Origin of the sequence: Williamsia serinedens, assembly GCF_024171725.1 — a bacterium.
In the GTDB taxonomy this organism is placed as follows: Bacteria; Actinomycetota; Actinomycetes; order Mycobacteriales; family Mycobacteriaceae; genus Williamsia_A; species Williamsia_A serinedens.
This window is the reverse complement of record NZ_JAMTCG010000003.1, coordinates 631,235-655,960: the sequence shown is the minus strand read 5'-3', so window position 1 is coordinate 655,960 and position 24,726 is coordinate 631,235. Positions and strand designations below refer to the sequence as shown.

24 protein-coding genes are annotated in these 24,726 nt (G+C 71.1%); 12 read left to right on the top strand and 12 right to left on the bottom strand.

The window, feature by feature from the left end:
- Window positions 1-19 precede the first annotated feature (19 nt).
- Complete coding sequence (locus LX12_RS10470; protein WP_253654466.1) at window positions 20-1,267, top strand: MFS transporter; 1,248 nt, start codon at window positions 20-22, stop codon at window positions 1,265-1,267.
- A 158-nt stretch (window positions 1,268-1,425) separates the two neighbouring features.
- On the top strand, window positions 1,426-2,256 hold the full coding sequence (locus LX12_RS10465; RefSeq protein WP_253654465.1) for a TrmH family RNA methyltransferase: 831 nt from the start codon (window positions 1,426-1,428) through the stop codon (window positions 2,254-2,256).
- Window positions 2,257-2,266: 10 nt separating this feature from the next.
- Here the strand turns inward: LX12_RS10465 and LX12_RS10460 are convergent, their stop codons facing one another.
- Window positions 2,267-3,682 (bottom strand): phytoene desaturase family protein, encoded by a 1,416-nt coding sequence (locus tag LX12_RS10460; protein ID WP_253654464.1) that lies wholly within the window; start codon window positions 3,680-3,682, stop codon window positions 2,267-2,269.
- 66 nt (window positions 3,683-3,748) lie between these two features.
- On the opposite strand from LX12_RS10460, the gene LX12_RS10455 reads away from it, so the two are divergent.
- Window positions 3,749-4,024: a DUF2537 domain-containing protein gene (locus tag LX12_RS10455; RefSeq protein ID WP_253654463.1), complete on the top strand. Its 276-nt coding sequence runs from the start codon at window positions 3,749-3,751 to the stop codon at window positions 4,022-4,024.
- 156 nt (window positions 4,025-4,180) lie between these two features.
- Here LX12_RS10455 and LX12_RS10450 read toward each other — a convergent pair whose 3' ends face one another.
- The 4 genes from LX12_RS10450 to LX12_RS10435 all read right to left on the bottom strand — a co-directional run bounded on the left by LX12_RS10450 (window position 4,181) and on the right by LX12_RS10435 (window position 8,464).
- A complete protein-coding gene (locus LX12_RS10450) occupies window positions 4,181-4,963 on the bottom strand; it encodes a DUF6928 family protein (RefSeq protein WP_253654462.1) in 783 nt (260 codons plus the stop codon).
- Window positions 4,964-4,984: 21 nt separating this feature from the next.
- Entirely contained in the window at window positions 4,985-6,016 is a 1,032-nt protein-coding gene (sepH, locus tag LX12_RS10445; protein ID WP_253654461.1) for a septation protein SepH, read from the bottom strand.
- A gap of 101 nt (window positions 6,017-6,117) precedes the next feature.
- Window positions 6,118-7,263: a phosphoserine transaminase gene (serC, locus tag LX12_RS10440; protein ID WP_253654460.1), complete on the bottom strand. Its 1,146-nt coding sequence runs from the start codon at window positions 7,261-7,263 to the stop codon at window positions 6,118-6,120.
- Between the two features lie 52 nt (window positions 7,264-7,315).
- Window positions 7,316-8,464: a citrate synthase 2 gene (locus LX12_RS10435; protein ID WP_253654459.1), complete on the bottom strand. Its 1,149-nt coding sequence runs from the start codon at window positions 8,462-8,464 to the stop codon at window positions 7,316-7,318.
- Between the two features lie 126 nt (window positions 8,465-8,590).
- Here LX12_RS10435 and LX12_RS10430 point away from each other — a divergent pair, with 126 nt between their 5' ends.
- Window positions 8,591-10,243 (top strand): catalase, encoded by a 1,653-nt coding sequence (locus LX12_RS10430; RefSeq protein ID WP_253654458.1) that lies wholly within the window; start codon window positions 8,591-8,593, stop codon window positions 10,241-10,243.
- Between the two features lie 94 nt (window positions 10,244-10,337).
- Here the strand turns inward: LX12_RS10430 and LX12_RS10425 are convergent, their stop codons facing one another.
- Window positions 10,338-10,736, bottom strand: coding sequence for a hypothetical protein (locus LX12_RS10425; RefSeq protein ID WP_253654457.1), 399 nt, complete (start codon window positions 10,734-10,736; stop codon window positions 10,338-10,340).
- Window positions 10,737-10,853: 117 nt separating this feature from the next.
- On the opposite strand from LX12_RS10425, the gene pdxH reads away from it, so the two are divergent.
- From pdxH to LX12_RS10410, 3 genes are read left to right on the top strand one after another with little or no spacing between them, the layout of a single operon-like run.
- Entirely contained in the window at window positions 10,854-11,501 is a 648-nt protein-coding gene (pdxH, locus tag LX12_RS10420; RefSeq protein ID WP_253654603.1) for a pyridoxamine 5'-phosphate oxidase, read from the top strand.
- The gene (locus LX12_RS10415) at window positions 11,501-12,766 is read left to right on the top strand and encodes an MFS transporter (protein WP_253654456.1); all 1,266 of its coding nucleotides are present in this window, start codon (window positions 11,501-11,503) and stop codon (window positions 12,764-12,766) included. The genes pdxH and LX12_RS10415 overlap by 1 nt, the downstream gene beginning before the upstream one ends.
- A 22-nt stretch (window positions 12,767-12,788) precedes the next feature.
- Window positions 12,789-13,592, top strand: coding sequence for a phosphatase PAP2 family protein (locus LX12_RS10410; protein ID WP_253654455.1), 804 nt, complete (start codon window positions 12,789-12,791; stop codon window positions 13,590-13,592).
- Here LX12_RS10410 and LX12_RS10405 read toward each other — a convergent pair.
- Window positions 13,513-14,040 (bottom strand): DUF4442 domain-containing protein, encoded by a 528-nt coding sequence (locus LX12_RS10405; protein WP_253654454.1) that lies wholly within the window; start codon window positions 14,038-14,040, stop codon window positions 13,513-13,515. The genes LX12_RS10410 and LX12_RS10405 overlap by 80 nt on opposite strands.
- Before the next feature lie 77 nt (window positions 14,041-14,117).
- On the opposite strand from LX12_RS10405, the gene LX12_RS10400 reads away from it, so the two are divergent.
- A complete protein-coding gene (locus LX12_RS10400) occupies window positions 14,118-17,162 on the top strand; it encodes an MMPL family transporter (RefSeq protein ID WP_253654453.1) in 3,045 nt (1,014 codons plus the stop codon).
- A 34-nt stretch (window positions 17,163-17,196) separates the two neighbouring features.
- On the opposite strand, the gene LX12_RS10395 is transcribed toward LX12_RS10400, so the two are convergent.
- The 5 genes from LX12_RS10395 to LX12_RS10375 form a co-directional block, all read right to left on the bottom strand.
- Window positions 17,197-17,742: a TetR/AcrR family transcriptional regulator gene (locus LX12_RS10395; protein WP_253654452.1), complete on the bottom strand. Its 546-nt coding sequence runs from the start codon at window positions 17,740-17,742 to the stop codon at window positions 17,197-17,199.
- Window positions 17,743-17,935: 193 nt separating this feature from the next.
- Window positions 17,936-18,235 carry a DUF1540 domain-containing protein gene (locus LX12_RS10390; RefSeq protein WP_253654451.1) on the bottom strand — a complete coding sequence of 100 codons (300 nt, stop codon included), beginning with the start codon at window positions 18,233-18,235 and terminating at the stop codon, window positions 17,936-17,938.
- 162 nt (window positions 18,236-18,397) lie between these two features.
- Window positions 18,398-19,390, bottom strand: coding sequence for an oxygenase MpaB family protein (locus LX12_RS10385; RefSeq protein WP_253654450.1), 993 nt, complete (start codon window positions 19,388-19,390; stop codon window positions 18,398-18,400).
- 55 nt (window positions 19,391-19,445) lie between these two features.
- On the bottom strand, window positions 19,446-20,321 hold the full coding sequence (locus LX12_RS10380) for a 5-oxoprolinase subunit C family protein (protein ID WP_253654449.1): 876 nt from the start codon (window positions 20,319-20,321) through the stop codon (window positions 19,446-19,448).
- Window positions 20,318-20,983, bottom strand: a complete 666-nt coding sequence (locus LX12_RS10375) for a 5-oxoprolinase subunit B family protein (RefSeq protein ID WP_253654448.1) — start codon at window positions 20,981-20,983, stop codon at window positions 20,318-20,320. The genes LX12_RS10380 and LX12_RS10375 overlap by 4 nt, the downstream gene beginning before the upstream one ends.
- A gap of 63 nt (window positions 20,984-21,046) precedes the next feature.
- Here LX12_RS10375 and LX12_RS10370 point away from each other — a divergent pair, with 63 nt between their 5' ends.
- From LX12_RS10370 to LX12_RS10355, 4 genes are all read left to right on the top strand, one after another.
- On the top strand, window positions 21,047-21,973 hold the full coding sequence (locus LX12_RS10370) for an aldose 1-epimerase family protein (protein WP_253654447.1): 927 nt from the start codon (window positions 21,047-21,049) through the stop codon (window positions 21,971-21,973).
- A 19-nt stretch (window positions 21,974-21,992) separates the two neighbouring features.
- Complete coding sequence (locus tag LX12_RS10365; RefSeq protein WP_253654446.1) at window positions 21,993-22,940, top strand: PfkB family carbohydrate kinase; 948 nt, start codon at window positions 21,993-21,995, stop codon at window positions 22,938-22,940.
- Window positions 22,941-23,012: 72 nt separating this feature from the next.
- The gene (locus LX12_RS10360) at window positions 23,013-24,329 is read left to right on the top strand and encodes a citrate synthase (RefSeq protein WP_253654445.1); all 1,317 of its coding nucleotides are present in this window, start codon (window positions 23,013-23,015) and stop codon (window positions 24,327-24,329) included.
- On the top strand, window positions 24,329-24,697 hold the full coding sequence (locus tag LX12_RS10355; protein ID WP_253654444.1) for an FKBP-type peptidyl-prolyl cis-trans isomerase: 369 nt from the start codon (window positions 24,329-24,331) through the stop codon (window positions 24,695-24,697). Before LX12_RS10360 ends, LX12_RS10355 begins: the two co-directional genes overlap by 1 nt.
- Window positions 24,698-24,726 lie beyond the last annotated feature (29 nt).

Genomic DNA, 24,726 nt, shown 5'->3' with positions numbered 1-24,726 from the left:
CGATGGGCTTGTACATCCCATGTCCTCAGCCACCACCTCCGCCGCTCCGACGACGGGCAGCGGGAGCCGGGCGCCGCAGACCGTCGGCCTGATGATCGTGCTGGCGACCGTGATGGTCGGCACGACGATGCCGACCCCGCTCTACGCCGACTACGAGCGCGAGTTCGGGTTCTCCCTGCTCACCGTGACCGTGGTGTACGCCATGTACGCGGTCGGCGTCCTCGCGGCGCTCATCGCGTTCGGCACGTGGTCCGACGTCCTCGGGCGTCGGCCCGTGCTTGCCCTGGGGGTGTTCTTCGCCGCGGCCAGCGACGTCGTGTTCCTCCTCGCCGACGACACCGCGGTGCTCCTGGTCGCGCGCGTCGTGTCCGGGTTGTCGGCCGGCGTGTTCGTCGGCACCGCGTCGGTCGCGATCATCGAGATGGCGCAGGGGCGTCTGTCCGCGCGGGCGCCGTTGCTCGCGAGTCTGGCGACCATCGGTGGTTTGGGCCTCGGCCCGATCCTCGCGTCGCTGCTGGTCACCTGGGCGCCGAGCCCGTTGCGGACCACGTACTGGGTGCACCTGGGGCTCATGGTCGTGGCGGCGCTGATCATCGTCGCGGTCCCCGAGACCCGCGGTCGCCACCGCGACGAGAAGCTCGGGTTGATGCCGCTGACCGTCCCGGCGGAGATCCGGGCGTTCTTCGTGCGCGCGGCCATCCTGGGGTTCGCGGGCTTCGCCGTGATGGGCCTGTTCACCGCCCTCGCGCCGACGATCGCGTCGCGCTTCGCCGGCGTCGACTCGGTGATCGGCCAGGCGCTGCTCGTCGCCGCGGTGATGGGCGGCTCGTTGGCAGGTCAGATCGCGGGTCGCGCGCTCGACGACCGCGTGTCCGAGATCGTCGCGATCACGATGATGATCGCCGGCATGGCGCTGCTGGTCGCGACGCTGCTCGCCGGGCACTGGGAACTGCTGGCGGCCGCCGGTCTGGTCGGTGGGTTCGGTCAGGGCGTCGCGTTCGCCCGGGGGCTGTCGGGGATCGCGACCGGCGCACCGGCCGACCGCAAGGCCGCCACGACGTCGGCCTACTTCGTCATCACCTACATCGCGATCAGCATCCCCGTCGTCGCCGAGGGCCTGCTGTCGCGGGCTGTCGGGGTGAAGACGGCCGGCATCGTCTTCGCCTGCGTGGTGTCGGCGCTCGCTCTGACGGCCGGGGTGCTGGCGTGGCGGGAGCAGACCCGGATCGACGACGACACGCAGAAGGCCGACGCGACCGCCCACTGAAGTGCTCCTACCGCCCAACAGACGGTTCCAACCGCCCAACAGACGGTTCCAGCCGCCCGACGAACGGGGGTACGCCATTTGTTGGGCAGCAGGGACCGTTCGTTGGGCAGCCGGAACCATCGGGTGGGCGGTCGGAGCACATCCGGCAGACTGGCGTGATGCCCGTCGACGTCATCGACATCGCCGATCCCGACGACCCGCGGGTCGACGATTTCCGTGACCTGAACTCCGTCGACCGCCGTCCCGACCTGCCGGTGCTCCCCGGTGGCCGACCGGGACGCGGACTCGTCGTCGCCGAGGGTGTGCTGGTGGTGCAGCGGATGATCGCGTCGCGGTTCGCGCCGCACGCCTTCCTGGGCGTCGAGAAGCGTCGAGCCGAACTCGCCGACGACCTCACCGACGCGTCCGTCGACGGGGTCCCCTTCTATCGGGCGTCGGCGGAGGTGATGGCCGACATCGTCGGGTTCCACCTGAACCGTGGCGTGCTGGGCGTCGCACGACGCCCCGAGCGTCTGTCCCTCGACGCCGTCGTCGCCGACGCCCGCACGATCGCGGTCCTCGAGGGCGTCAACGACCACGAGAACATCGGCAGCATCTTCCGCAACGCCGCCGGACTCGGCGTCGACGCCGTCGTCTTCGGACGCGGATGTGCTGACCCGCTCTATCGCCGCGCTGTCCGTGTGTCGATGGGACACGCTCTCCTCGTGCCGTTCGCGCCCGCCGACGACTGGCCCGGCGATCTGCATGCGTTGCGGGACAACGGTTTCACGGTCGTGTCGCTGACCCCGGATCCCGACGCGGTCGCGCTCGCCGACGCCGTCGACGCCGACCGCGTCGCGTTCATGGTGGGCGCCGAGGGCCCCGGACTGTCCGAGACCGCCATGCGGGCGGGCGACGTCCGCGCCCGGATCCCGATGGCCCGCGGAACCGACTCCCTCAACGTCGCGACCGCCGCGGCCATCGCGTTCTACGCCCGCGCCGCCCGGTGAGGTCTCCCGGTCAGCGGCGGAGGTGCCGGAGCGCGGACTCGGCCGCGTTGTAGCCGCACATCCCGTGTGCCCCGGCGCCGGGCGGCGTCGAGGCCGAGCACAGGTACGCGCCGTCGACGCCGGTGGCGTACGGGTCGATCGCGGGACGCGGCCGCAGCAGTACCTGCAGCCCGCCGTTCGAGCCACCGATCACGTCGCCCCCGGCGAGGTTCGGATTCGACTGCGCGAACTCGGTCGTCGTCGTCACGGTGGTCGCGCGGATCCGGTCGCGGAAGCCCGGTGCGAACCGCTCGATCTGCGCCGTGATCGTCTCGGTCGCGTCGCCGGTGAACCCGTGCGGCACATGGGCGTAGGCGTACAGCGGGTTCAGGCCGTCGGCCGAGCGCGTCGGGTCGGCGACGTACTGCTGCCCGACGATGAGGAACGGCCGCGACGGCATGACGCCCGCAGACACCTGGCGTTCGGCCTCGACCACCTCGTCGGCGTCGCCGCAGACGTGGACGGTCCCCGCCGAGGCCACCCCCTCGGCCGCCCACGGCACGGGACCCTCGACGGCGTAGTCCACCTTGAACGCACCGGGCGCGCGACGAAACCGTGTGTAGGCCTTGCGGATGCGGTGGGGGATGGCGTCACCGTAGATGTCGACGGCGACGCCCGGTGAGGTGTCGAGGAGGACGACGTCGGCGCGGGGGATCTCCGCCGCGGACCGCACGTGACATCCGGTCTCGACGGTCCCGCCGAGATCGGTGAGCATCGCGGCGAGCGCGTTGGTGATCGAGGCGGATCCACCCCGCGCGACCGGCCACCCGAACCGGTGCCCGGAGGCGGCGAGCATCAGCCCGACCGCCGACGTCAGCGGTCGGTCCAGGCGCGTGTAGGCGTGGGCGGCGGAGCCGGCAAATGCGGCGCGTCCCTGCGGTGTGCCGAACAGTCGCATCGTCACCGACGCCGGTGGGAGGGCACGCGGGCCGAGCGTCGCCAGCGCGAGAAGATGCCTCGGCACATGAGCGATCGGGCGCATCACCTCGGACGCGAGGTCGTCGAAGCGGGAGGCCAGGGGTCCGACGAGGGCGCGCCACCGGGCGCCGTCGCGTCCCAGGCCGTCGGCCGTCGTGTCGATCGACCGGTGGAGCAGCGCAGCCGTCCCGTCGTCGAGGGGATGGGCGCAGTCGATCGGGGCGTGGTCCCAGTGCAGGCCGTATCGCTCCAGATCGAGGCCGGCGAGGAACGGTGAGCCCACGCCGAGCGGGTGGAACCCCGAACAGTGGTCGTGGATCAGGCCCGGCAGGGTCAGTTCACCGGACCGGGTGCCGCCGCCGATGGTGTTCGCGGCTTCGAGCACCGTCACCGACACCCCGGACCGGGCGAGGTGGACGGCGGCGGCCAGGCCGTTGGGGCCGGAACCGACGACGACGGCGGTGGTCATGGACTCGACGGTAGCCGACCGGCACGTCGCGTCCCCGGGACGGCGGTCCGGCGCGAGAATGGGCAGATGACCGCCGCAGAGCCCACCCCGTGGGGACCGGGCATCACGTTGGCCGCCGTGTGCGCGGTCGTGGTCGCCGGGGTGGTCGCCGGCGTCTACAGCGTGGTGGCCGAGGCGGGCAGGATCCTCGGTGTCCTCGCCGTCGTCGTGGTCTGCGGGGGCCTGGGACCGTCGGCCTGGGTGTGGCGGCGTCGGCCGGTGCTGCGCTGGATCGGGTCCGGTGCGCTGATCGGTCTGGTGGTCGGGCTGGTGATCGCGACCGCACTGGCCGCGGTGCGGTGAGCAGACCCACGCTTGACGATAGTTAGCGCACCGAACGTATAATCGAGCCACTGCTGATCTCGCCGCAGAACTCGTGGGGTGTGGCGAACTCGGCGATCTCCGGCCGGTGCCGGCGCGCGCAGGACGCCGCCGGCGCCGCCCGGGATGTCCCGCCCGTCAGCGACGTCCGAAACCGAACCAGCGCGCGACCTTCGTCGGCGCCGAGACGTCGTCGTCACCGCCGGCCTCGGGTTCGCTGTCCTGCGGCGGGGCGGTCTGTGGCTCCGGACGACGGGGCTCACGGAGATCGTCGGCGGTCGGCTGATGGCCCGGCGGACGGATCGCGAAGCGCGACACCGGGATCGCCTCGGGGGAGATGACGTCGGGGCCGAACGGCGGCGTGAGACGCAGGCCCACCCAGAGTGTCGACGCGTGGTCGGCGAACTCGGTGGGGTGGAACGGCAGCGCCTGCGGATCGGGCATGGCGCCCTCGCTGTAGCGCAGGGGTCGCTCGCCGGCCCAGAACTCCCGCTCGAAGACGTAGGGCAGTCCGATGTTCTCGGAGATGTCGACCGGGTTCGACGCGAACGACCGTCGGAGAGTGCCGTTCTCCCACGACGCGAACGCGCCGAAGGATCGTTGGAGATCGGTCACGACGAGGTGCACGACCTTCGCCGGTCGCGCCCCGATGACGGAATCGGGCAGCTGCGACGGGAAGTCGGTCGCGACGGGGGCGCCGACGACCACCGCGATCCGACCGAACACACCGACGGAGACCTCGTCGTCCGTCGTGGCCGCGCGATCCAGGGTTGTCTCACCGCGGGCTATCAGGACGGAGTCGCCGACGACGGTCTGCGCGAGGCGTGCGGCGGCGTCGGGATCGTTGCGGACACCGAACTGCAGATCGGCGATCGGGTCGTCGCTGTCGACGAACCAGAGCATCCCCGCGTTTGCTCCCACACCAACCCTTCCGGTCGTGTCCTACTGGCTGCCGTTGCTGCGCACCCCGAGGAGCACATCTTCCCACGCGGGGACCGACGGCTTCCGGGAGGCCTTCCGCGGCCTGCGGGCAGGTGCCGGGGCGGCGGGGGTCGCACTCTCGGACTCGTCGTCCGTTGTGTCGGTGGGCGCGTCGGCCTCCGCGGTACGACGGGTGGGGACGTCGTCGGGGTCGAAGTCGGCGGCCTCGAGGTCCTCGATCGAGTCGTTCCGACGCGCCGGCGTGAGATCGGTTGCAGCGGCGGCGATCTCGGGTGACGGGTCCTCGAACACCGTCTCGTCGTCGGTGTGTCGCGACCGGGACCGCTGCGCGTGGATGACGTCGTCCGCGGGCAGGGTGACCTCGCCGGAGACGGGTGTCGGCCGGCCGGACGGACGTGCGGTCGGCGGAGTCGCCAGGGAGACGACCGACCCGGATCCGCTCAGCGGTCGCGTGAGGTCCGCGTCGGTCAGTTCGTCGGCGGTCTCGTCGAGCGGCTCCGTGGTGCCCCCGCTCGACCCGGGCAGGTAGCGCCAGTGCGCCCGGTTCTCCGACCGACCGACGCGCCACGACACGGCGACCACCCAGCGGCCGTCGTCGCCTTTCCAGGCGTCCCACTCGGTGTTGTCGGGGTCGTGTCCGCGGGCACCGAGTGCCGCGGCGACGACCTCGCCGAGGGTGGACAGAGCGGGACCGTCGAGACGGATCGGGTGCGACGACGCCGCGAGTTCGGCAGCGCGCGACCGTTCCAGCAGCACCGGGTGTGCGAAGCGGTCGATCTTGTCGACGGATACGCCGGCGGCGGCGGCCACCTGGGCGACCGAGGCGCCGGCACGGATGCGCGCCTGGATCTCGCGCGGACGCAGCGCGCTCTCCATCTCGATCTCGATCTGCCCGATCCGCGAGATGTCGCCACGGAGCGCCGCACGGAGGCGATCGTCGGCGGGAACGGTGAACTCCTCACCGGAGACGGGGTCGCGGCAGATCACCGAACCACTCTCGGCGTCGACGCCGATGACACGCAGTTCGCGCATCTGCCCTCCTCACCACCAGAGTTCGGGGTTCATCCGACTCTAGTGCAGCGACCACCCCGCAGGGCCCCGACACGCAGGTCCGATACGGGTGTGCCGACTGCTCAGAGAGCGGCCACGACGTGGTCGATGCACTGCGTGAGCGCGGTGACGTCGTCGGGCTCGATGGCCGGGAACATGCCGATGCGGAGCTGGTTGCGACCGAGCTTCCGGTAGGGCTCGGTGTCGACGACACCGTTGGCGCGCAGCGTCTTCGCCACCGCCGCGGCGTCGACGGAGTCGTCGAAGTCGATGGTCCCGACGACCTGGCTGCGCAGCGCCGGATCGGTGACGAACGGCCGTGCGAACTCGCTCTTCTCGGCCCAGTCGTACAGGCGCGAGCTGCTGTCGGCGGTGCGCTGCACGCACCAGTCGAGGCCGCCCTGGGCGAGCATCCACTCGACCTGGTTCGCGAACAGCAGCAGCGAACCAACGGCGGGGGTGTTGTAGGTCTGGTCCTTGCCGCTGTTGTCGACGGCGGTCGGCAGCGACAGGAACTCGGGCACCCAGCGGTCCGTGGCGCCGATCCGCGCGATGCGATCGAGGGCCGCGGGGCTGAGCAGCGCGACCCAGATGCCGCCGTCGGAGGCGAAGCACTTCTGCGGGGCGAAGTAGTAGGCGTCGGTGTCGGCGACGTCCACCGGGAGGCCGCCGGCGCCGGACGTGGCGTCGATGGCGATGAGCGCGTCACCGGCGGTCGCGGGCCGCGAGACCGGGACGGCCACGCCGGTCGAGGTCTCGTTGTGGGCCCAGCCGATGAGGTCGACGTCGGCGGCCTGCTCGGCGGTGATGGCCGCGGGGTCCGGCGCGGTGCCCGGGTCGGTCGAGATCACGGTCGGGTCGTCGAGGAAGGGGGCCTTCTTCGTCACCGAGGCGAACTTCGACGAGAACTCGCCGTAGGTGAGGTGCAGCGACTTCTTCTCGACGAGACCCAGCGCGGCGGCGTCCCAGAAGGCGGTGGTGCCGCCGTTGGAGAGGACCACCTCGTAGCCCTCGGGCAGCGAGAACAGCTCGGCGAGACCGGCCCGGATGCGCCCGACCACGTTCTTCACCGGCTTCTGGCGGTGGCTCGTGCCGAACACGGATGCGCCGGTGTCGACCAGCGACTGCAGCTGCTCGGGGCGGACCTTGGACGGGCCGCAACCGAATCGGCCGTCGGCGGGCAGGAGATCGGCGGGGATGGGGATCGGCGCCGTCGTCGTGTCGCTCATGTGGTCGATCGTAGTGGGCGGGCCGACGCCTCAGACCGGCCGGTCGGCGCGATCAGTGCGTGGTGACCGACTCCCAGCCGACGACGTCCTCGGGGCGACGCGGGCCGGGGCCGACGTACAGCGCGGCGGGCCGCACGAGCTTGGCCAGACGCTTCTGCTCCAGGATGTGCGCGCACCAGCCGGCCGTCCGGCCGCAGGTGAACATCGCGGGCATCATGTGCGGCGGCACCTCGGCGAAGTCGAGGATGACCGCGGCCCAGAACTCGACGTTGGTCTCGATCGCGCGGTCGGGTCGACGTTCGCGCAGCTCGGTGAGGGCGGCCTGCTCCAACGCGGAGGCGACCTCGAAGCGGGGGACACCCAACTCCTGGGCGGTGCGGCGCAGGACGCGGGCGCGCGGGTCCTCGGCCCGGTACACCCGGTGCCCGAAGCCCATCAGCTTCTCCTTGCGGTCGAGGATGCCCTTGACCAGGCCGCGGGCGTCGCCGGTCCGCTCGACCTCCTCGATCATCGGCAGCACGCGCGCCGGGGCGCCACCGTGCAGCGGTCCCGACATCGCGCCGATCGCCCCCGACAGCGAGGCCGCGACGTCGGCACCGGTCGATGCGATGACGCGGGCGGTGAACGTCGACGCGTTGAGGCCGTGCTCGGCGGCGCTCACCCAGTAGGCGTCGATCGCGCGGATGTGCTTCGGGTCCGGGTCGCCCTTCCACCGCGTCATGAAGCGGGCGGTGACGGTGTCGCAGCCGTCGATCTCGGCCTGCGGCACCGCGGGCTGGTGGATCCCGCGGGCGGACTGCGCGACGTAGGACAGCGCCATCACCGACGCGCGGGCGAGGTTGTCGCGGGCGGTCGCGTCGTCGATGTCGAGCAGCGGGCGGTACCCCCAGATCGGCGCGAGCATGGCCAGCGCGGCCTGCACGTCGACGCGGACGTCGCCGGTGTGCACCGGTAGCGGGAACGGCTCGGCCGGTGGCAGGCCGTCGCCGAACCGGCCGTCGACGAGCAGCGCCCACACGTCCGAGAACGTCACGTGGTTCTCGACGAGGTCCTCGATGTCGACACCGCGGTAGCGCAGGTTGCCGCCCGCCTTGTCCGGTTCGGCGATCTCGGTGGTGAAGGCGGTGACGCCCTCGAGGCCGGGGACGAAGTCGTCGGGGACCCCCGCTGACCTGGTCGGCGTCTCTGCGGTACCTGCCATGGTGGTGACTCCTCCGGGAGATCTCACGCTGTCACCTGGACTGTAGTGCTCCGGCGATGCACCACGGTTGAGTCCCCGGGTCGATGGGCATCCGCGTGCCATCTGCACTCGACCCGAGGAAGGCCCATGACCGACACCGCTGCCCAGGGACCCGCCCCCGACGACGACCGTGAGGTCCTCACCACGCGCCAGGGCCATCCTGTCGCCGACAACCAGAACCAGCGCACCGTCGGCGCCCGTGGTCCCGCGACGCTGGAGAACTACCACTTCCTCGAGAAGATCAGTCATTTCGACCGCGAGCGCATCCCGGAACGCGTGGTGCACGCGCGGGGCGCGGTCGCCTACGGGCACTTCGAGGCGACCGGGAAGCTGGGCGACGAGCCCATCGAGCGGTACACCCGCGCGAAGCTCTTCTCCGAGGCCGGCAAGCGCACCGACCTGGCCATCCGCTTCTCGACGGTGATCGGTGGCCGGGACTCGTCGGAGGCCGCGCGCGACCCCCGCGGTTTCGCGGTGAAGTTCTACACCGAGGACGGGAACTGGGATCTCGTCGGGAACAACCTGGGCGTCTTCTTCATTCGCGACGCCATCAAGTTCCCCGACGTCATCCACGCCCTCAAGCCCGACCCGGTGACGTTCCGCCAGGAGCCGGCCCGCATCTTCGACTTCATGTCGCAGACGCCCGAGGCGACGCACATGCTCGTCAACCTGTTCTCGCCCAGGGGGATCCCCGCGAACTACCGGACCATGCAGGGCTTCGGGGTGAACACCTATCGCGTGAACGCCGACGGGGAGACCCATCTCGTCAAGTACCACTGGATGCCGACCGTCGGCGTCGCGAGTCTCACCGAGGCCGACGCGGCCGCGATCCAGGCGAACGACCTGGGCCACGCGAGCAAGGACCTCTACGACCGCATCGAGGCCGGCGAGTTCCCGGAGTGGGATCTGCTGGTGCAGATCATGTCCGACGAGGAACACCCCGAGCTCGACTTCGACCCCCTCGACGACACCAAGGTGTGGCCGGAGAACGACTTCCCGCCGCAGCTGGTCGGTCGGATGACGTTGACGTCGAACGTCGCCCACCACTTCGCCGAGAACGAGCAGATCGCGTTCGGCACCGGCGTCCTCGTCGACGGGCTCGAGTTCTCCGACGACAAGATGCTCGTCGGCCGCACGTTCTCCTACTCCGACACCCAGCGCTACCGCGTCGGACCGAACTACCTGCAGCTGCCCGTGAACCAGCCCAAGGCGCCGGTCCGCACGAATCAGCAGGGCGGGCCGATGATGTACGGCGTCGACGACGCCGGGGCCAATCCTCACGTCAACTACGAGCCGTCGGTCACCGGCGGACTGCGCGAGGCGCAGGCCGCGTCACCCGACGAGATCGGCTCGCAGATCACCGGACGGGTGACGCGCGCACGAATCCCGCTCACCAACGACTACCAGCAGGCCGGTGAGCGCTATCAGCTGATGGAGGAGTGGGAGAAGGACGACCTCGTCGCGAACCTCGTCGCCAACATCGGTGAGGCCGTGCCCGAGGTGCAGCAGCGGATGGTGTGGCACTTCCTCATGGCCGACGACGAGCTCGGGGGCCGCGTCGGGGAGGGCCTGGGCATCTCCGCCGACGCCGTCCGCGACCTCGAGCCGCTGCCGTCGCAGACACTCTCCGACGAAGAGGAGAAGCGTCAGGCGAACCTGGGCGCCAACGGACCCCGTGACGTCACCGGTCTCACGATGACGCACTGCGTCCCCGACGAGCACGTGGTGGTCGGGGGCTGAGTCAATTCGCCACCGGATCCCGGGTTCGCCCGCAGCCTGTCGCGGGCGAACTCGGGCCGGCGTGGCGAGACCGTGACGGAGCGGGCGATCACCCTCAGGTGCGGGCGACGACCCCGCTCGCCGCGCACAGCGCCCCCCACACCGCCGCGAAACCGGCGATCTTGGGGGCGCGCTGTCGGGTGAGGCCGGTCCCGAACACGATGGCGTCGCCGAAGTCGGCGGCGGCGCGCACCGCGATGCCGGCCCGCAGCGGCTCGCCCTGCGGCGCGGCGACCATCGCGGCACCGCTCGCGAGGTCGCGGACGGCGATCCCACGGACGAGCACGGCGACCGACCGCGGCACCTCGTCGGTGGCGGCGAAGCCACACGGCTTCGCGAGCAGTCGGGGCCGGACGAGCAACGCTGCGCTGTAGGCGGCGGTGACGGCCCCCAACACGCGGGGGAGCGCGGTGCGGACGGCGTCGGCGGAGGGGGTGTCGGTGATCGTGGTCATGGATCACGCATACCCACCGATGCCGCACGCCTAACAGACCGCCTCTCGCGGCGAGCGCCACGGCACGCCGGAGTAGCGTCGGGGCACGTGGATGGCGATTCGGTGGACGTCTCGGCGATGCGTGTCGGGTACAAACCCGGCGGTGACGACGATCTGGAACCCGACTGGCTGACCGGCGACCCCATCTGGCTCGACTTGTTCGAGCGGTGGCTCGCCGAGGCCGTGGAGGCCCGCGTGCCCGAGCCCAACGCGATGGTCGTCGCGACCGTCGACACCGACGGCGCGCCGTCGACGCGGACGGTTCTCTGCAAGGGTGTCGACGCGCGGGGCGTGGTGTTCTACACCAACTTCGGGTCCGACAAGGGACGCGACCTCGAGCGGCGGCCCGTCGCATCGGCGACGTTCCCGTGGATCGCGATGGAGCGGCAGGTCCACGTGCGAGGACCGGTCGTCCGCGTCGACCGGGACGAGACGCTCGCCTACTGGGAGAGCCGCCCGCGTGGCTCGCGGCTGGGGGCCGTCGCCTCCGACCAGTCCCGACCCATCGCCTCACGGGAGGCGCTGCGGGATCGCGCCGACGAAGTCGAGCGGCGGTTCGGCGCCTCCGACGACGACGGCCCGGTCCCGCTGCCCGACGGGTGGGGTGGGTTCCGCATCAGGCCGACGACAGTGGAGTTCTGGCAGGGTCGCGCCAACCGTCTGCACAACCGGGTGCGGGCCACGCGGACCGACGACGGGTGGACCGTCGCGCGCCTGCAGCCCTGATGGCGCGCCTCCTCGCCGACACCGCGCCGCTGCGCAGTCCGCAGTTCCGCCGACTGTGGTCGGCCAACATCGTCACGGTCATCGGCGCGCAGCTGACCGTCGTCGCCGTCCCCGCCCAGATCTACTCCGTCACCGGCAGTTCTGCCTATGTCGGGCTCGCCGGGCTGTTCGGTCTCGTCCCGCTGGTGGTGTTCGGCCTCTGGGGCGGCGCCGTCGCCGACGTCGTCGACCGCCGGATCCTGCTCATCATCACCACCCTGGGCCTGATCGGCTGCAGCGCGCTGTTCTGGCTGCAGGCGGCCGTCGGGCTGGACAACGTCTGGGTGATCCTGTCGCTGTTCGCCGTGCAGCAGGCGTTCTTCGCGGTCAACCAACCGACGAAGTCGGCGATCCTGCCGAAGATCGTGCCGATCGTCGACCTGCCCGCCGCCAACTCGCTGAACATGACCGTCATGCAGGCCGGCGCCATCGTCGGGCCCGTCGTGGGCGGTGCCCTCATCCCGCAACTGGGCTACTCGACGCTCTACCTCATCGACACCATCTTCCTGTTCGCGACGCTGTGGGCCGTCATCGCGTTGCCGTCGCTCAGGCCCGACCGGGACGCGTCGACGCCGCGCGTGGCCGGGTTGCGCTCGGTCATCGACGGTTTCGTCTACCTGCGCGGTCACAAGGTGCTGCTCATGTCGTTCGTCGTCGACCTCATCGCGATGGTCTTCGGCATGCCGCGTGCGCTGTTCCCGCAGATGGCGCATGAGAACTTCGGGGGTCCCGAGGACGGCGGCCTCGCGTTCGCGCTGCTGTTCGCGGCCATCGGTGCGGGTGCCGTCGTCGGAGGTGTGTTCTCCGGCTGGGTGTCCCGCGTGCAGCGGCAGGGACTCGCGGTGATCGTGTGCATCGTCGTGTGGGGTCTGGCGATCGCCGGGGCGGGCGTCGCGGTCGCGTTCGCCGGCGGGTCGGCTCTGCCCGTCCTGCCGATCGTCATCGCGCTGCTCATGGTCGGTGGTGCGGCCGACATGGCGTCGGCGGCGTTCCGACAGTCGATGCTGCAGTCGGCCGCGAGCGACGACGTCCGCGGGCGTCTGCAGGGTGTGTTCACGGTGGTCGTCGCGGGCGGGCCACGGATCGCCGACGTCGCCCACGGAGGTGTCGCCGCCGTCGCGGGTGTGGCCGTCACCACGGCGGGCGGCGGCATCCTCGTCGTGGTGTTCACGATGGTCGCCGCGCTGGCCGTGCCCGCCTTCGTGCGCTACCGCGTGACCCACTGACCACGCCGGTACCGTTGCGTCGATGAAGGAGATGGCCGCGCGCGTCACCGGGAGCATCGTGTTGCTCGCCGGGATGGCCGCGGTCTATCTGGTCGCCGTCTGGACCCGACGCGGGCAGTCCGCCGACCAGCGGCTCTACGAGGAGATGTTCGGCGCGAGCTCGTGGCGAGAGCTGCTGCACCGCATCGGTTTCGAACGCGTCACCGACCCCCGGCTGTGGGTGGTCGCGGGTGTCGTGGTGATCGGGCTGGGGCTGCTGTCCCGCCGGCGCGCGAGCATCATCCCGCTGCTGGTGCTGCCTGTCGTCGGCGTCGTGGTCGCCCGGGCTCTCCGGACGGTCATCCTGCCCCGGCCCGAACTCATCGACATCGTCCGGGCCGCCTACAACACCTTCCCCAGCGGGCACACCGCCGCGGCGGCGGGGTGTGTGGCCGCGGCGATCCGCGCGGCGCCGCGACCGCTCGCCCCGATCATGGCCGTCGTCGGCGCGATGTGGGTCACCGTCGTCGGCCAGGGGCTCATGGAGGTCGGGGCGCACCGGCCCAGCGACGTTATCGGGTCCCTGTTCATGGTCGGCGCGCTGCTCATCCTGGTCCCGACGTCCTCGCGGGAGCGCGGGTGGGGGCCGGTCGCCGCGGTCGGGACCGCCGTCGTCGGACTGGTCGGACCGCTGCTGTGGGCCGCGTACACCGGGCACCCGATCCTCGCCGTGGTCGGCGTGGTCGCCGCGGTCGTCTTCGCGCTGCTCACCCTCGGACCGTCCCGCCGGTCGGTCGGTCCGCACGCGTCGGGGACTCCTCGTGAGGTGCCTGCTCGGACGTGGTGACCCGCGCCCGTCGGACGTAGACCTCGCGGGAGACATCCGCGACCACGGTTCCCGACTCGTCGACGATCGCGGTGCGGAACCACCGCAGATGCTTCTGTCCCTCATCGGTGGCCTCGCGGATCTGCGCGAGGTCCTCGTCGGTGACGACGAACGTCGCGCGCAACCGACCGTGTCCCGGAGTGCGGAACACAATGTGTCCCTGTGTGTCCCACACCCTGTAGCCGGATCCCAGTCGGTGGGCGATCAGGAGGCAGAAGAACGGGTCGGTCATCGATGCCATCGTCCCGCCGAACGCGGTGCCGAACGCGTTGCGTGTCCACCGCGTGACGCGGTGCTCGACGGTGAGATGCCGGCCCGCCGGGTCGGCCTCGACCACACGGACGCCGGCCCCGAGGTAGGGCGGCCACCATCGCATCACCCGGCGCAGCGTCGTGGGTGTGTTCGCCATCACTGGACTCCTGTCATGTAAACGTTACTATGCGTCACACCATAATAAACACGCGGTGGTTGATCGGGAGGGGACGCATGGCGCACGGACGGAGTGCCCGGTTCGCGCGGATCGGCGAGGAGATGGCGCGACGTCGGTGGTGGGTCATCGCGTTCTGGGTCGTCCTCGCCGCCGGGTTGAATGTCGCCGTGCCGCAACTGGAGTCGACGGTTGCCCAGCGGTCGGCGCCGTTCTTGCCGTCGGACATGCCCTCCCAGGACGCCCTGCGGGCGATGTCGCGCGACTTCGGTTCGCCCGCGTCGACCGCGCTCGGGAGCATCGTGGCTGCGGACGACGGCGGTCTCGATGCGGCCGACGAGCGGTGGTATCGCACGCTCGTGGACCGGCTCACCGCCGACCACGAGAACGTCGCCTACGTCCTCGACATGGACGGGAACCCCGCGACCCGCTCAGCGGCGCGCAGTCCCGACGGCAAGGCCGTGCACCTCACGGTCGCGGCCGAGGGCGACGTCGGCAGCACACGGGCGCATCACAGCACCGTGGCGATCCGCGCCCTCGTCGACGACATACCGCGCCCAGACGGTCTCCGGGTGCACTACACCGGGCCGTCGCCGACCCTGGCCGACCTGTTCAGCTCGATCGACCTGTCGCTGCTGATCATCACCGCGGTGTCGGTCCTGCTCATCACCCTGCTGCTGGTGGTCGCCTACCGGTCGGTGATCACCGCGCTCGTCCCGCTCATCACGATCGGCGTCGCGCTCGGGGTGGCACGCCCGATCGTGTCGCTCCTGGGTCTCCACGACGTGGTCGGGGTCTCGAATTTCTCGATCGCGATCATGACCGCCCTGATCCTCGGTGCCGGAACGGATTACGCGATCTTCCTCATCGCCGGCCACCACGATGCCCGCCGACGGGGTCGATCCCCGGACGGTTCGGTGGCGGAGGCGACGGGCCGGACGTCGGCCATCGTCGTGGCGTCGGCCGCGACCATCGCCGCCGCGGCCGGCGCCATGGCGTTCACCCAGGTGGGGATGTTCCGCACCTCCGGCCCGCCGACGGCGCTCGGAGTCCTGGTCACGATGGCTGTGTGCCTCACCCTGACCCCGGCACTGATGTCCGTGGCCGCGCGGCGCGGACACCTGGAGCCGCGCGCGTCGACCGAGCGCCGGTGGCGCCGTGTCGGGGCGGGCGTCGTGCGTCGGTCCGGCGCACTGGCGGTGGCCGCCATGGTGGTGCTGCTGGCGCTCGCCGCGGTCATCCCCACCTTCCGCGTCAGCTACGACGAGTCGTCGGTGCAGATCTACGGCAGTGACTCGACGCGTGGCTACGACCTGGTCCGCGAGCGCTGGGGTGTCAACGAGGTGGTCCCCGAGTACCTGCTGGTGCGGGGTGATCACGACATGCGGAACACGACCGATCTCGCGGCCCTGGAGCTCATGGCGATGTCGGTGTCGAAGGCGCCGGGGATCGCGTACGTCCGGTCCATCACGCGGCCGGACGGGCGCCCCCTGGCCGAGTCGGCAACGGGGTTCTCGACGGGGGCCGTCGGCGGACAGCTCACCGACGCGCATCGTCGCGTCGAGGCGGCCACCCCCGAACTGCAGCGGCTCGCGACCGGCGTGACCGCGCTGCGCGACGGGGCCGACGAGGCGGCCCGGCAGATGCCGCGGCTGGTCGCGGGGACCGACGAGGTCGTCTCGCTCGCCGACGGCGTCCTCTCCGCGGTGGGCACCGCGGAACGGATCATCGCGATCGCCTCCGATGGGACCATGACCCTCCCGTCGAGCGTGCGGACGCTGGCCGCGCTCGCGGACACGGTGTCGGCGCTGCTCACCGACATCGACGACGATGCGCGACGTTCCGCCGCTGCGGCCGACGGACTGCGATCGGTGTTCGGTCCGATGCTGGCGGGTGCGAACGGCCCGGATTGCGCTCGCGACCCTGCCTGCGCCGCGGCCCGCGCCGCCTTCCTGGCCGTCGACCGGGCGACCGGCGGGCGAGCGGGACAGGCTCTGCGCGGGGCGACCTCGGCGGCGTCGGCGCCGTCGGCCGCGGTCGCGCGGGCACATGCCCTGCTCCCCGAACTGCGGACCGGACTGTCGCAGCTGCAGACTCTGCTCGACCGTCTCGACGGACGGTCGCCTGCGGAGCTGAGGGCGCAGCTGGGCGACCTGACCGATGGTGTCTCGCGGCTGTCGACAGGGCTCGACAGCCTCGCCGATGGACTCCGCCAGGCCAAAGCCGGCACCGACCAGACCGTCACGCTCACGGCCGAGCTCACCGCCGGACTGCGCCGGGCCGGCGACTATCTCACCACCATGTCCGACGCGACACGGTCGGGTGCAGGTGCCGGGTTCTACCTGCCGCCGCAGGCGTTGTCGGACCCTCGCTTCGTCGCGGGGACGCGACTGCTCATGTCCCCCGACGGCCGGTCGGCGCGGATGCTGGTGATCCGATCGACGAACCCCTACGGCCATCGCGCGCTGTCGGAGGTCGGCACGATCGTCGATGCCGCCCGCGCCGGTGCACGCGGCACCGTGCTCGAGCACGCGGCGGTGTCGTCGACAGGCCTGACATCACTGTCGGCGGACATGAACAGGCAGGTGCAGCGCGACTTCGCCCTGTATGCCGCTGTCGCGGTGCTGGCTGTCCTCGCGATCCTGATCCTGTTGCTGCGCAGTCTGCTCGCGCCGGTTCTGCTCGTCGCGGCAGTGCTGCTGTCGTTCGGGGCCACCGTCGGCGTGAGCATCCTGTTCTGGCAGCACCTTCTCGGTGTCGACCTCGACTGGTCGGTGATCCCGGTGTCGTTCATGGCGCTCGTCGCGGTCGGTGCCGACTACAGCATGTTGTTCGCATCCCGCATCCGCGAACACGCGCGTCACGGGATGATCGGCGGCGTGATCCGTGGGTTCGGAACGACGGGTGGCGTGATCACCACCGCCGGCGTCGTATTCGCGGTCACCATGTTCGCGCTGATGAGCGCGACCGTCATCAACCTGCTGCAGATCGGCTTCACGGTCGGCGTCGGCCTCATCCTCGACGTCGCCGTCGTGCGGACCGTCCTGGTGCCGGCGGCGATGGCCGCAATCGGCAACCGCATCTGGTGGCCGGCCCGGGCCTGAGAGAAGCTCGCGACACCGGCCCGGCTGACGGGGCTCAGGAGCGAATGGCCGCCTCGAGGAGGGTGCGGAGTTCGCCCGCCACGTCGTGCAGGGGATCCATCGATCGCTGCGACCGCGACAGCAGCAACGCACCCTCGACCGCTGCGATGGCGGTCGAGGCCAGCGTCCGGGAGCGGGTCTCGTCGACCCCGCTCTCGGTCAATGCCGCCGCGAGGGTGCGGTGCCAGGTCGCGAAGATGTCCGCGACCAGTTCGGCGAGGTGCGGGTCGACCTCGGGCCCGCTGACCGCGGCCCCGACGACCGGGCACCCCGCGGTGAAGTCGCTGTCGAGGAGTTGGCGGGTCCAGAAGTCGACGAACAGGTCGAGCAGTTCGGCAGGGGCGCGGTGGCCCGGGGATGTCAGCATCGCGCCGATCACATCGCCGGACGCCTGCAGGGCCGCGGCCACGATCTCGTCACGGCCGCCGGGGAAGTGGTGATAGACCGACCCGCGCGGGGCGCCGCTGTCGGCGAGGACTGCGTCGACGGTGACGGCGGCGGCACCGCGCCGCTGCATCAGCCCGATGGCGCTGTGCACCATCCGTCTTCGTGTCTCGCCCCGTCGTGCCATCACGCGCTTCCCTGTCCGTCGACTACGTGCGCGAGCATAGTCCGCAGGACGGGGTGCAGAGATCGATCGGTCTCGGCCGTCCGGCGGGTGCAGACCTGCTGCCGACGACAGAACGCCCCGCCGATGGGGCGGGGCGTTCTCGTCGATCGGGTGCGAGGTGTCGTCAGGCCTTGCTGTAGGTGAGACAGTTCGCGGTGTCGGAGCTCTCGCCGGCGCCGATGCGGACCGCGGCAGCCGTGCACTCGAGGTTCGAGTTGTACTGGCAGTCCGACCGCTGGCAGGCGCCGACCTGCGGCGAGACGACGTCGAGGCCACCCTTGACGGACAGGGGGATGAAGGTTCCGCAGTCGGCGGTGCCGTTGGTGCCGCCGACGTTGATGGCGAAGGCGTGGCAGCCGTCGTGGTTGTAGGAGCAGCTGCTGACACTGCACTCGCTGACGTGGGGCATCTCGAGAGTGGCCATGTGAACCTCCGTGATCTCGCTGTCGATCGGGCTGTCGACGACGCGATGCGGATCGTCGAACCGCGTGTCTGACCGGAACGATAGGGAAGTTCCGGACACTCCACCAGCAAGGTCAGGCAACCCTTCGAAATCGGACATCGTCGCCAAAAGGCAACCCTTACCTCACTTTTCGACGGCGCGCTCCCACGGCAGATCGGCCCGACGGGCGGCGGTCACGGGGCAGTAGTGCATCGACGATCCCCACTCGCTGCGCGGCGGGAGGTTGCGTGCGGGTGTCTCGATCACGGGGGCGTCGGGCGCGAGACGTCCTGTGGCCCTGTCCCATCCGTCGCGGGCGCGCGGGTGCAGACGCAGGCGGTGGGGGAGCAGACGGAAGCCGCGGTCGAACCAGCGGCCCAGGAACCGCAGGAGTTTCTCGTCCCGCGACGACCACTCGAGTCCGAGCATGGCGCGCACCGGCTCGTCGTAGAGACCGGTGGTGATCCACAGGAATCCGCGACCCACCGGCTTCGCGAGCTGTCGCCACACGGGGGCCGGCATCCACGCCAGGAACGGGGGCGGGGGCAGTTCGGAGATGTCGAGGACCGTGCGGACGGCGGGGTGATCCTTCAGCACCTCCCGGCACATGTGGTCCCAGTAGGCGAGGAAGTCCTCGTAGGTCTCGGGGCACGGCCGCATGCTGACGCCGTACCGGGCGTACCAGGCACTCGACTCGGCGAACATCGCCCGCTTGTCGGCCTCGGTGATCGGCGGGCCGAAGTACTCGGCGCACCGCACCGCGCCGTACCAGAACGTGGCGTGCGCCCAATAGAAGACGTCCGGGTCGAGGGCGTGGTAGCGCGATCCGTCGGGCATCGTGCCCTTGATGTCGCGGTGGTAGTCGCGGATCTCGTGTCCGGTCTCCACCCGGCCCGACTCGCCGGCGGGGTCGAACACGACGCCGATGATCGGGTACAGCGATCGCATGAGGCGCTGCCACCGCTCGCCGAAGAAGTCGGAGTGCACCCACACCGCCTCGCCGAGCTTGGGGTGCATGTTCTGCATCGACCCCGACCACAGACCCATGAGCATGCCGTGCCAGCCGCCGAAGAACCGCCAGCTCGCGGAGTGCGGACCGAAGGACGCGACATCGGTGGCCGGTGGGGACGACGTCATGAGACGAAATCGTATTCTCGTCTCAAACCTCGGTCAACGGTGGTGCTGTCCCGGGTCAGGTACGCAGGCGCACCCGTTGTCCGGGGACGAGCTGGGCGGCGCGGTCGGTGGAGTCGGCGGTGAGCACGGCGACCACCGGGTAGCCGCCGGTGACGGGGTGGTCGGCGAGGAACAGCACCGGTTGCCCGCTCGGCGGGACCTGAACAGAACCGAGGGCCACGCCCTCCGACGGCACCTCGTCGCGGCCGGGCCGCAGTTCGAGCGGCGGGTCGCGACGGTCCGGGTCCCGCTCGAGTCGCACCCCGACACGATCGCTGCGGTGATCGACGAGCCAGTCGCCGATCGTCGGCGCCGCGGGATCGAGAAGGGCGTCGTCGCGGGGCCCGCGAACAGAGCGCAGCACGACGACCTCGTCGTCGTCGGATCCGATGTCCCCGAACGCCATGGTCTCGCTCGGCCACCCGACGGTGTCGGTGCCGATCGGCAGTCGCGCGCCCGCGGCCACCACGTCGGGACCGATCCCCGACAAGGTGTCCGTGGAGCGCGAACCGAGCACCGGCGGGACCTCGATGCCGCCACGCACCGCGAGGTAGGCGCGCAGGCCGGACACGGCCGTGCCCACCTCGATCAGAGCCCCGTCGGGGACGACGACCGTCGACGCGTGGCCGACCGGCGTGCCGGCAACGGTGACGGGGCACCGCGCTCCGGTGACCGCGACGGTGAGGGTCCCCTCCGCGACGGCTCGCAGGCCACCGACCGTCACCTCCAGCACCGCGGCGCGGGAGTGGTTGCCCACCAACCGGTTCGCGGTCGCGGCGGACCCGCGGTCCGCCGCACCCGACTGGGTCACGCCGAGATGTGCGTAGCCACGGCGGCCGAGGTCCTGGACGGTGGTGAAGGGGCCGGGGTCGGCGACGACGAGGGCGCTCATGACGCCGTGAACCGCACCCGACGACCGGGCTCGAGCAGTGCGGGAGGGTCGCGGTCGAGGTCCCAGAGCGCGGCGTCGGTGCGCCCCAGCAGGTTCCATCCCCCGGGTGACGACCGGGGATACACCGCCGAGTGGCCCGCGGCCACGGCGACCGCGCCGACCGGGACCGTCGTCCGCGACTCCGCGCGCCGGGGCACCGAGCACAGCCTCTCGACGACGGGGTCGTCCGGGGGTTCGTCGGGCACGAGGTAGCCGAAACCCGGTGCGAAGCCCATGAACTGCACGCGCCAGAGGATCCCGGTGTGTGCGGCGACGACCCCGGTCACATCGGTGCCGAGACGGTCGGCGACGGCGTCGAGGTCGTCACCGTCGTAGACGACCCGGATCTCGACGGGCTCGGGGTCGAGCGCGTCCACCTCGGTCGACGGGTCCCCCGCGGCGCGCAACACCCGATGGACGCCGAGCCGGTCGATGCCGCCGCCGGGCCGGGACTGCACGAGCACGGCTTGCGCGGTCGGGATCACGTCGACGACGTGGGGCAGTCGACCGTCCTCGACCGCCGCCCGCAGTGTCCGTCCGGCGTGCAGGGCGCGACGCCAGGGGATCTCGTCGTCGGCGAAGTCGAGCAGCAGTGCGTCGTGGCCGGCCGGTGTCTCGCGCACCGCCTCACCGTACGACCCCCGAGTCCGGGCCGACGGACCGTTCCGGTGTGCCAGACTCGGACCGTGGGTGAGTTCGCTGTCTCCGCCGGTGACTACTCGGCCGTGGTGGTCTCGCAGGGCGCCGGTCTGCGCGAGGTCCGCCACGCGGGCCGACTGCTCACCGAGTCGCCGCCCGTGCGTCCCGACGAGAAGCCGCCGCTGTCCGCAGGTCTGGTCCTCGCGCCGTGGCCGAACCGCACCGCCGACGGCCGATTCGTCTTCGACGGTGTCGAGCACCACCTGGACATCACCGAGAAGGACCGCAACAACGCCAACCACGGGTTCGTCCGCACCGTCGAGTGGTCGCTGTACGACGCCACCGAGCGTTCGGTCACCCTCGGTGTGCCCATCGGGCGGCATCCCGGTTGGCCCTTCGACCTCACCCTGGTGGTCGACTACACGGTGGACGCGGCCACCGGGCTGACGGTCACCAGCACGGTGACCAACAGCGGCGACGTTCGCGCTCCCTTCGCCCTGGGGTTCCACACGTTCGTCCGCGCCGGCGACGCGCCGGTCGACGACTGCACGCTCACGCTGTCCGCCGCGAAGACACTGCCGCTGGACCCGGAACGACAGCTGCCGCAGGGTGATCCGGTCCCGGTCGACGACACCGATGGTGACTTCCGCTCTGGACGGGCGCTCGCCGGCGTATGGCTCGACACCCCCTTCACCGACTTCGCCGACACCGACGGTCGACACGTCACCACCCTCACCGACCCCGACGGCCGCGCGACCGAACTGTGGACCGACACGGGGTTCCGGTGGGCGCAGGTGTTCACCGCCGATCCCGACCACGACCAGGGCTTCCCGGGCCGGGGTCGGGCGGTCGCGGTCGAACCGATGACCGCGCCGCCGAACGCGTTGGCCTCCGGCGACGACCTCATCGTCCTCGAGCCCGGGCAGACCTGGTCGGGGGAGTGGGGTCTGCGACACCGGGACTCGGCGGCATGAGCCGGACGGGTGCGTCCGCGTGAGCCGGATCGTCGTCTGCGGCGAGTCCCTGGTCGACCTGGTCCTCGACGCGCGCGGCCGTGACTCCGACGCGCGCGGGCTCGCGCCCCTGCAGCCGGCCCCCGGGGGCGGCCCGTTCAACGCCGCGATCGCCCTCGGCCGACTGGGGTCGTCGGTGTCGTTCTTCTCCCGCGTCTCCACCGACCACTTCGGCGACGCGCTGATGGCCTCCCTGGGCGATGCCGGTGTCGACACCGCGTTGGTCCAGCGGGACCCGGCGCCGACGTCTCTCGCGCTGGCCACCATCGGTGCCGACGGGTCCGCCGCCTACAGCTTCTACGTCGAGGGAACCGCCGACCGTCGGGTGACCGATCCCGGATCGCTGCCGGAGTCGGTGGGGGCACTGGCCTTCGGCACGTTGTCGCTGGTGCTCGAGCCCGGCGCGTCGGTGTACGCGCAGATGATGGCCGAACACCACGACCGTGGGCGCCTGGTCATGCTCGACCCGAACATCCGCAGCGCCGTCATCGACGACGCGGACGGCTACCGACGCCGGTTCACCGAGTGGGTGCGCACCGTCGACGTCGTGAAGGTCTCCGACGACGACGCCGAGTGGCTCGCACAGGGTCCACACGGCTCGCACCCGCAGGACTGGCTCGACGCCGGTGTGGCGGCGGTGATCTCGACACGGGGACCCGACGGGATCGCGGTGTCGACGGCGTCCGGGACGGTCGCCGTCCCGGCGCCCCCGGTCGACGCCGTCGACACGATCGGCGCGGGCGACACGACGGTCGGTGCGCTGCTGCACTGGCTCGACCGCCACGACGCGCTCGGCGTCGACGCCGTCCGTCGTCTGACCGACGACGACTGGCGCGCGGCGGCCGCGTTCGCCGCCCGTGCGGCCGCGATCACGGTGTCGCGGGCCGGCGCCGACCCTCCGTGGGCGGGTGAGCTGACCAGCGACTAGCGTGAAGGCAGGGATACGCACACCTGGATCACCGTTCACGAGACGGGTCCAGCCAGTCGAAAAGGGGCCCGAGTGTCCGCCGAAGCAGTGTCTGACGGGTCGCAGACCCGGTCCGCGAAGTTCGAGTACCCGGGGGGAGCGGTCGACCTCCCCATCGTCGAGGCCACCGAGGGTGCCGACGGCGTCGCGCTGGGCAAGTTCCTGTCCGAGACGGGGATGACCACCTTCGACGGCGGGTTCGTGAACACGTCGTCGACGAAGTCGGCCATCACCTACATCGACGGTGAGGCCGGGATCCTGCGCTACCGCGGGTACCCGATCGACCAGCTCGCCGAGAAGTCGACGTTCATCGAGGTCAGCTACCTCCTCATCTACGGGGAGCTGCCGAGTGCGTCGCAGCTCGAGGAGTTCACCACCCGTATCCAGCGGCACACCCTGCTGCACGAGGACCTCAAGCGGTTCTTCGACGGGTTCCCGCGCAACGCGCACCCGATGCCGGTGCTCTCCAGCGCCGTCAACGCGCTGAGCGCGTACTACCAGGACTCCCTGGACCCGAAGGACCCCGAGCAGGTCGAGCTCTCGACCATCCGCCTGCTGGCGAAGCTGCCGACCATCGCGGCCTACGCGTACAAGAAGTCGGTCGGACAGCCGTTCCTCTACCCCGACAACTCCCTGTCGCTGGTGGAGAACTTCCTGCGGATGACGTTCGGCTTCCCCGCCGAGCCCTACGAGGTGGACCCGCGGGTCGCCAAGGCGCTCGACATGCTCTTCATCCTCCACGCCGACCACGAGCAGAACTGTTCGACGTCGACCGTCCGCCTGGTCGGGTCGTCGCAGGCCAACCTGTTCACCTCGATCTCCGGTGGCATCAACGCGCTGTGGGGCCCGCTGCACGGCGGCGCCAACCAGGCCGTCCTGGAGATGCTCGACGACATCAAGGCCGGCGGTGGTGACACCACCGACTTCATGAAGCGCGTGAAGAACAAGGAGCCGGGCGTGAAGCTCATGGGCTTCGGGCACCGCGTCTACAAGAACTACGACCCGCGCGCGGCGATCGTGAAGAAGACGGCCGACCAGATCCTCGAGACGCTCGGCGTCACCGACGACCTGCTCGACATCGCGAAGGGGCTCGAGGAGGTCGCGCTCTCCGACGACTACTTCATCGAGCGCAAGCTGTACCCCAACGTCGACTTCTACACCGGCCTGATCTACCGCGCGATGGGCTTCCCGACGCGCATGTTCACGGTGCTGTTCGCGCTCGGTCGCCTGCCCGGGTGGATCGCGCACTGGCAGGAGATGAACTCCGACCCGACCACGAAGATCGGCCGACCGCGCCAGATCTACACCGGCTACACCGAGCGTGACTTCGTCGGGATGGGTGATCGCTGATGGCCCAGAACGAGAAGCCCGAGGTGGAATTCCCCGAGGGCCCCGCGCCGACGCAGCTCGTCGCCGAGGACATCATCGTCGGCGACGGCGACGAGGCAGTACCGCACGGACTCGTCGACGTGCACTACGTCGGGGTGGAGTACGAGACCGGCGAGGAGTTCGACTCGTCCTGGGACCGTGGCCAGTCGGCCAACTTCCCGCTCGACCGCCTCATCGTGGGCTGGCAGGAGGGCATCCCGGGAATGCGCGTCGGCGGCCGCCGCCGGCTCACGGTGCCCCCGGAGATGGCCTACGGGCCGGCGGGAGCCGGCCACCGGCTGTCGGGCAAGACGCTGGTCTTCGTCATCGACCTCCTCGGCGTCGGCTGACCCGACCGGTCGGACGCCCACCCCGCGCG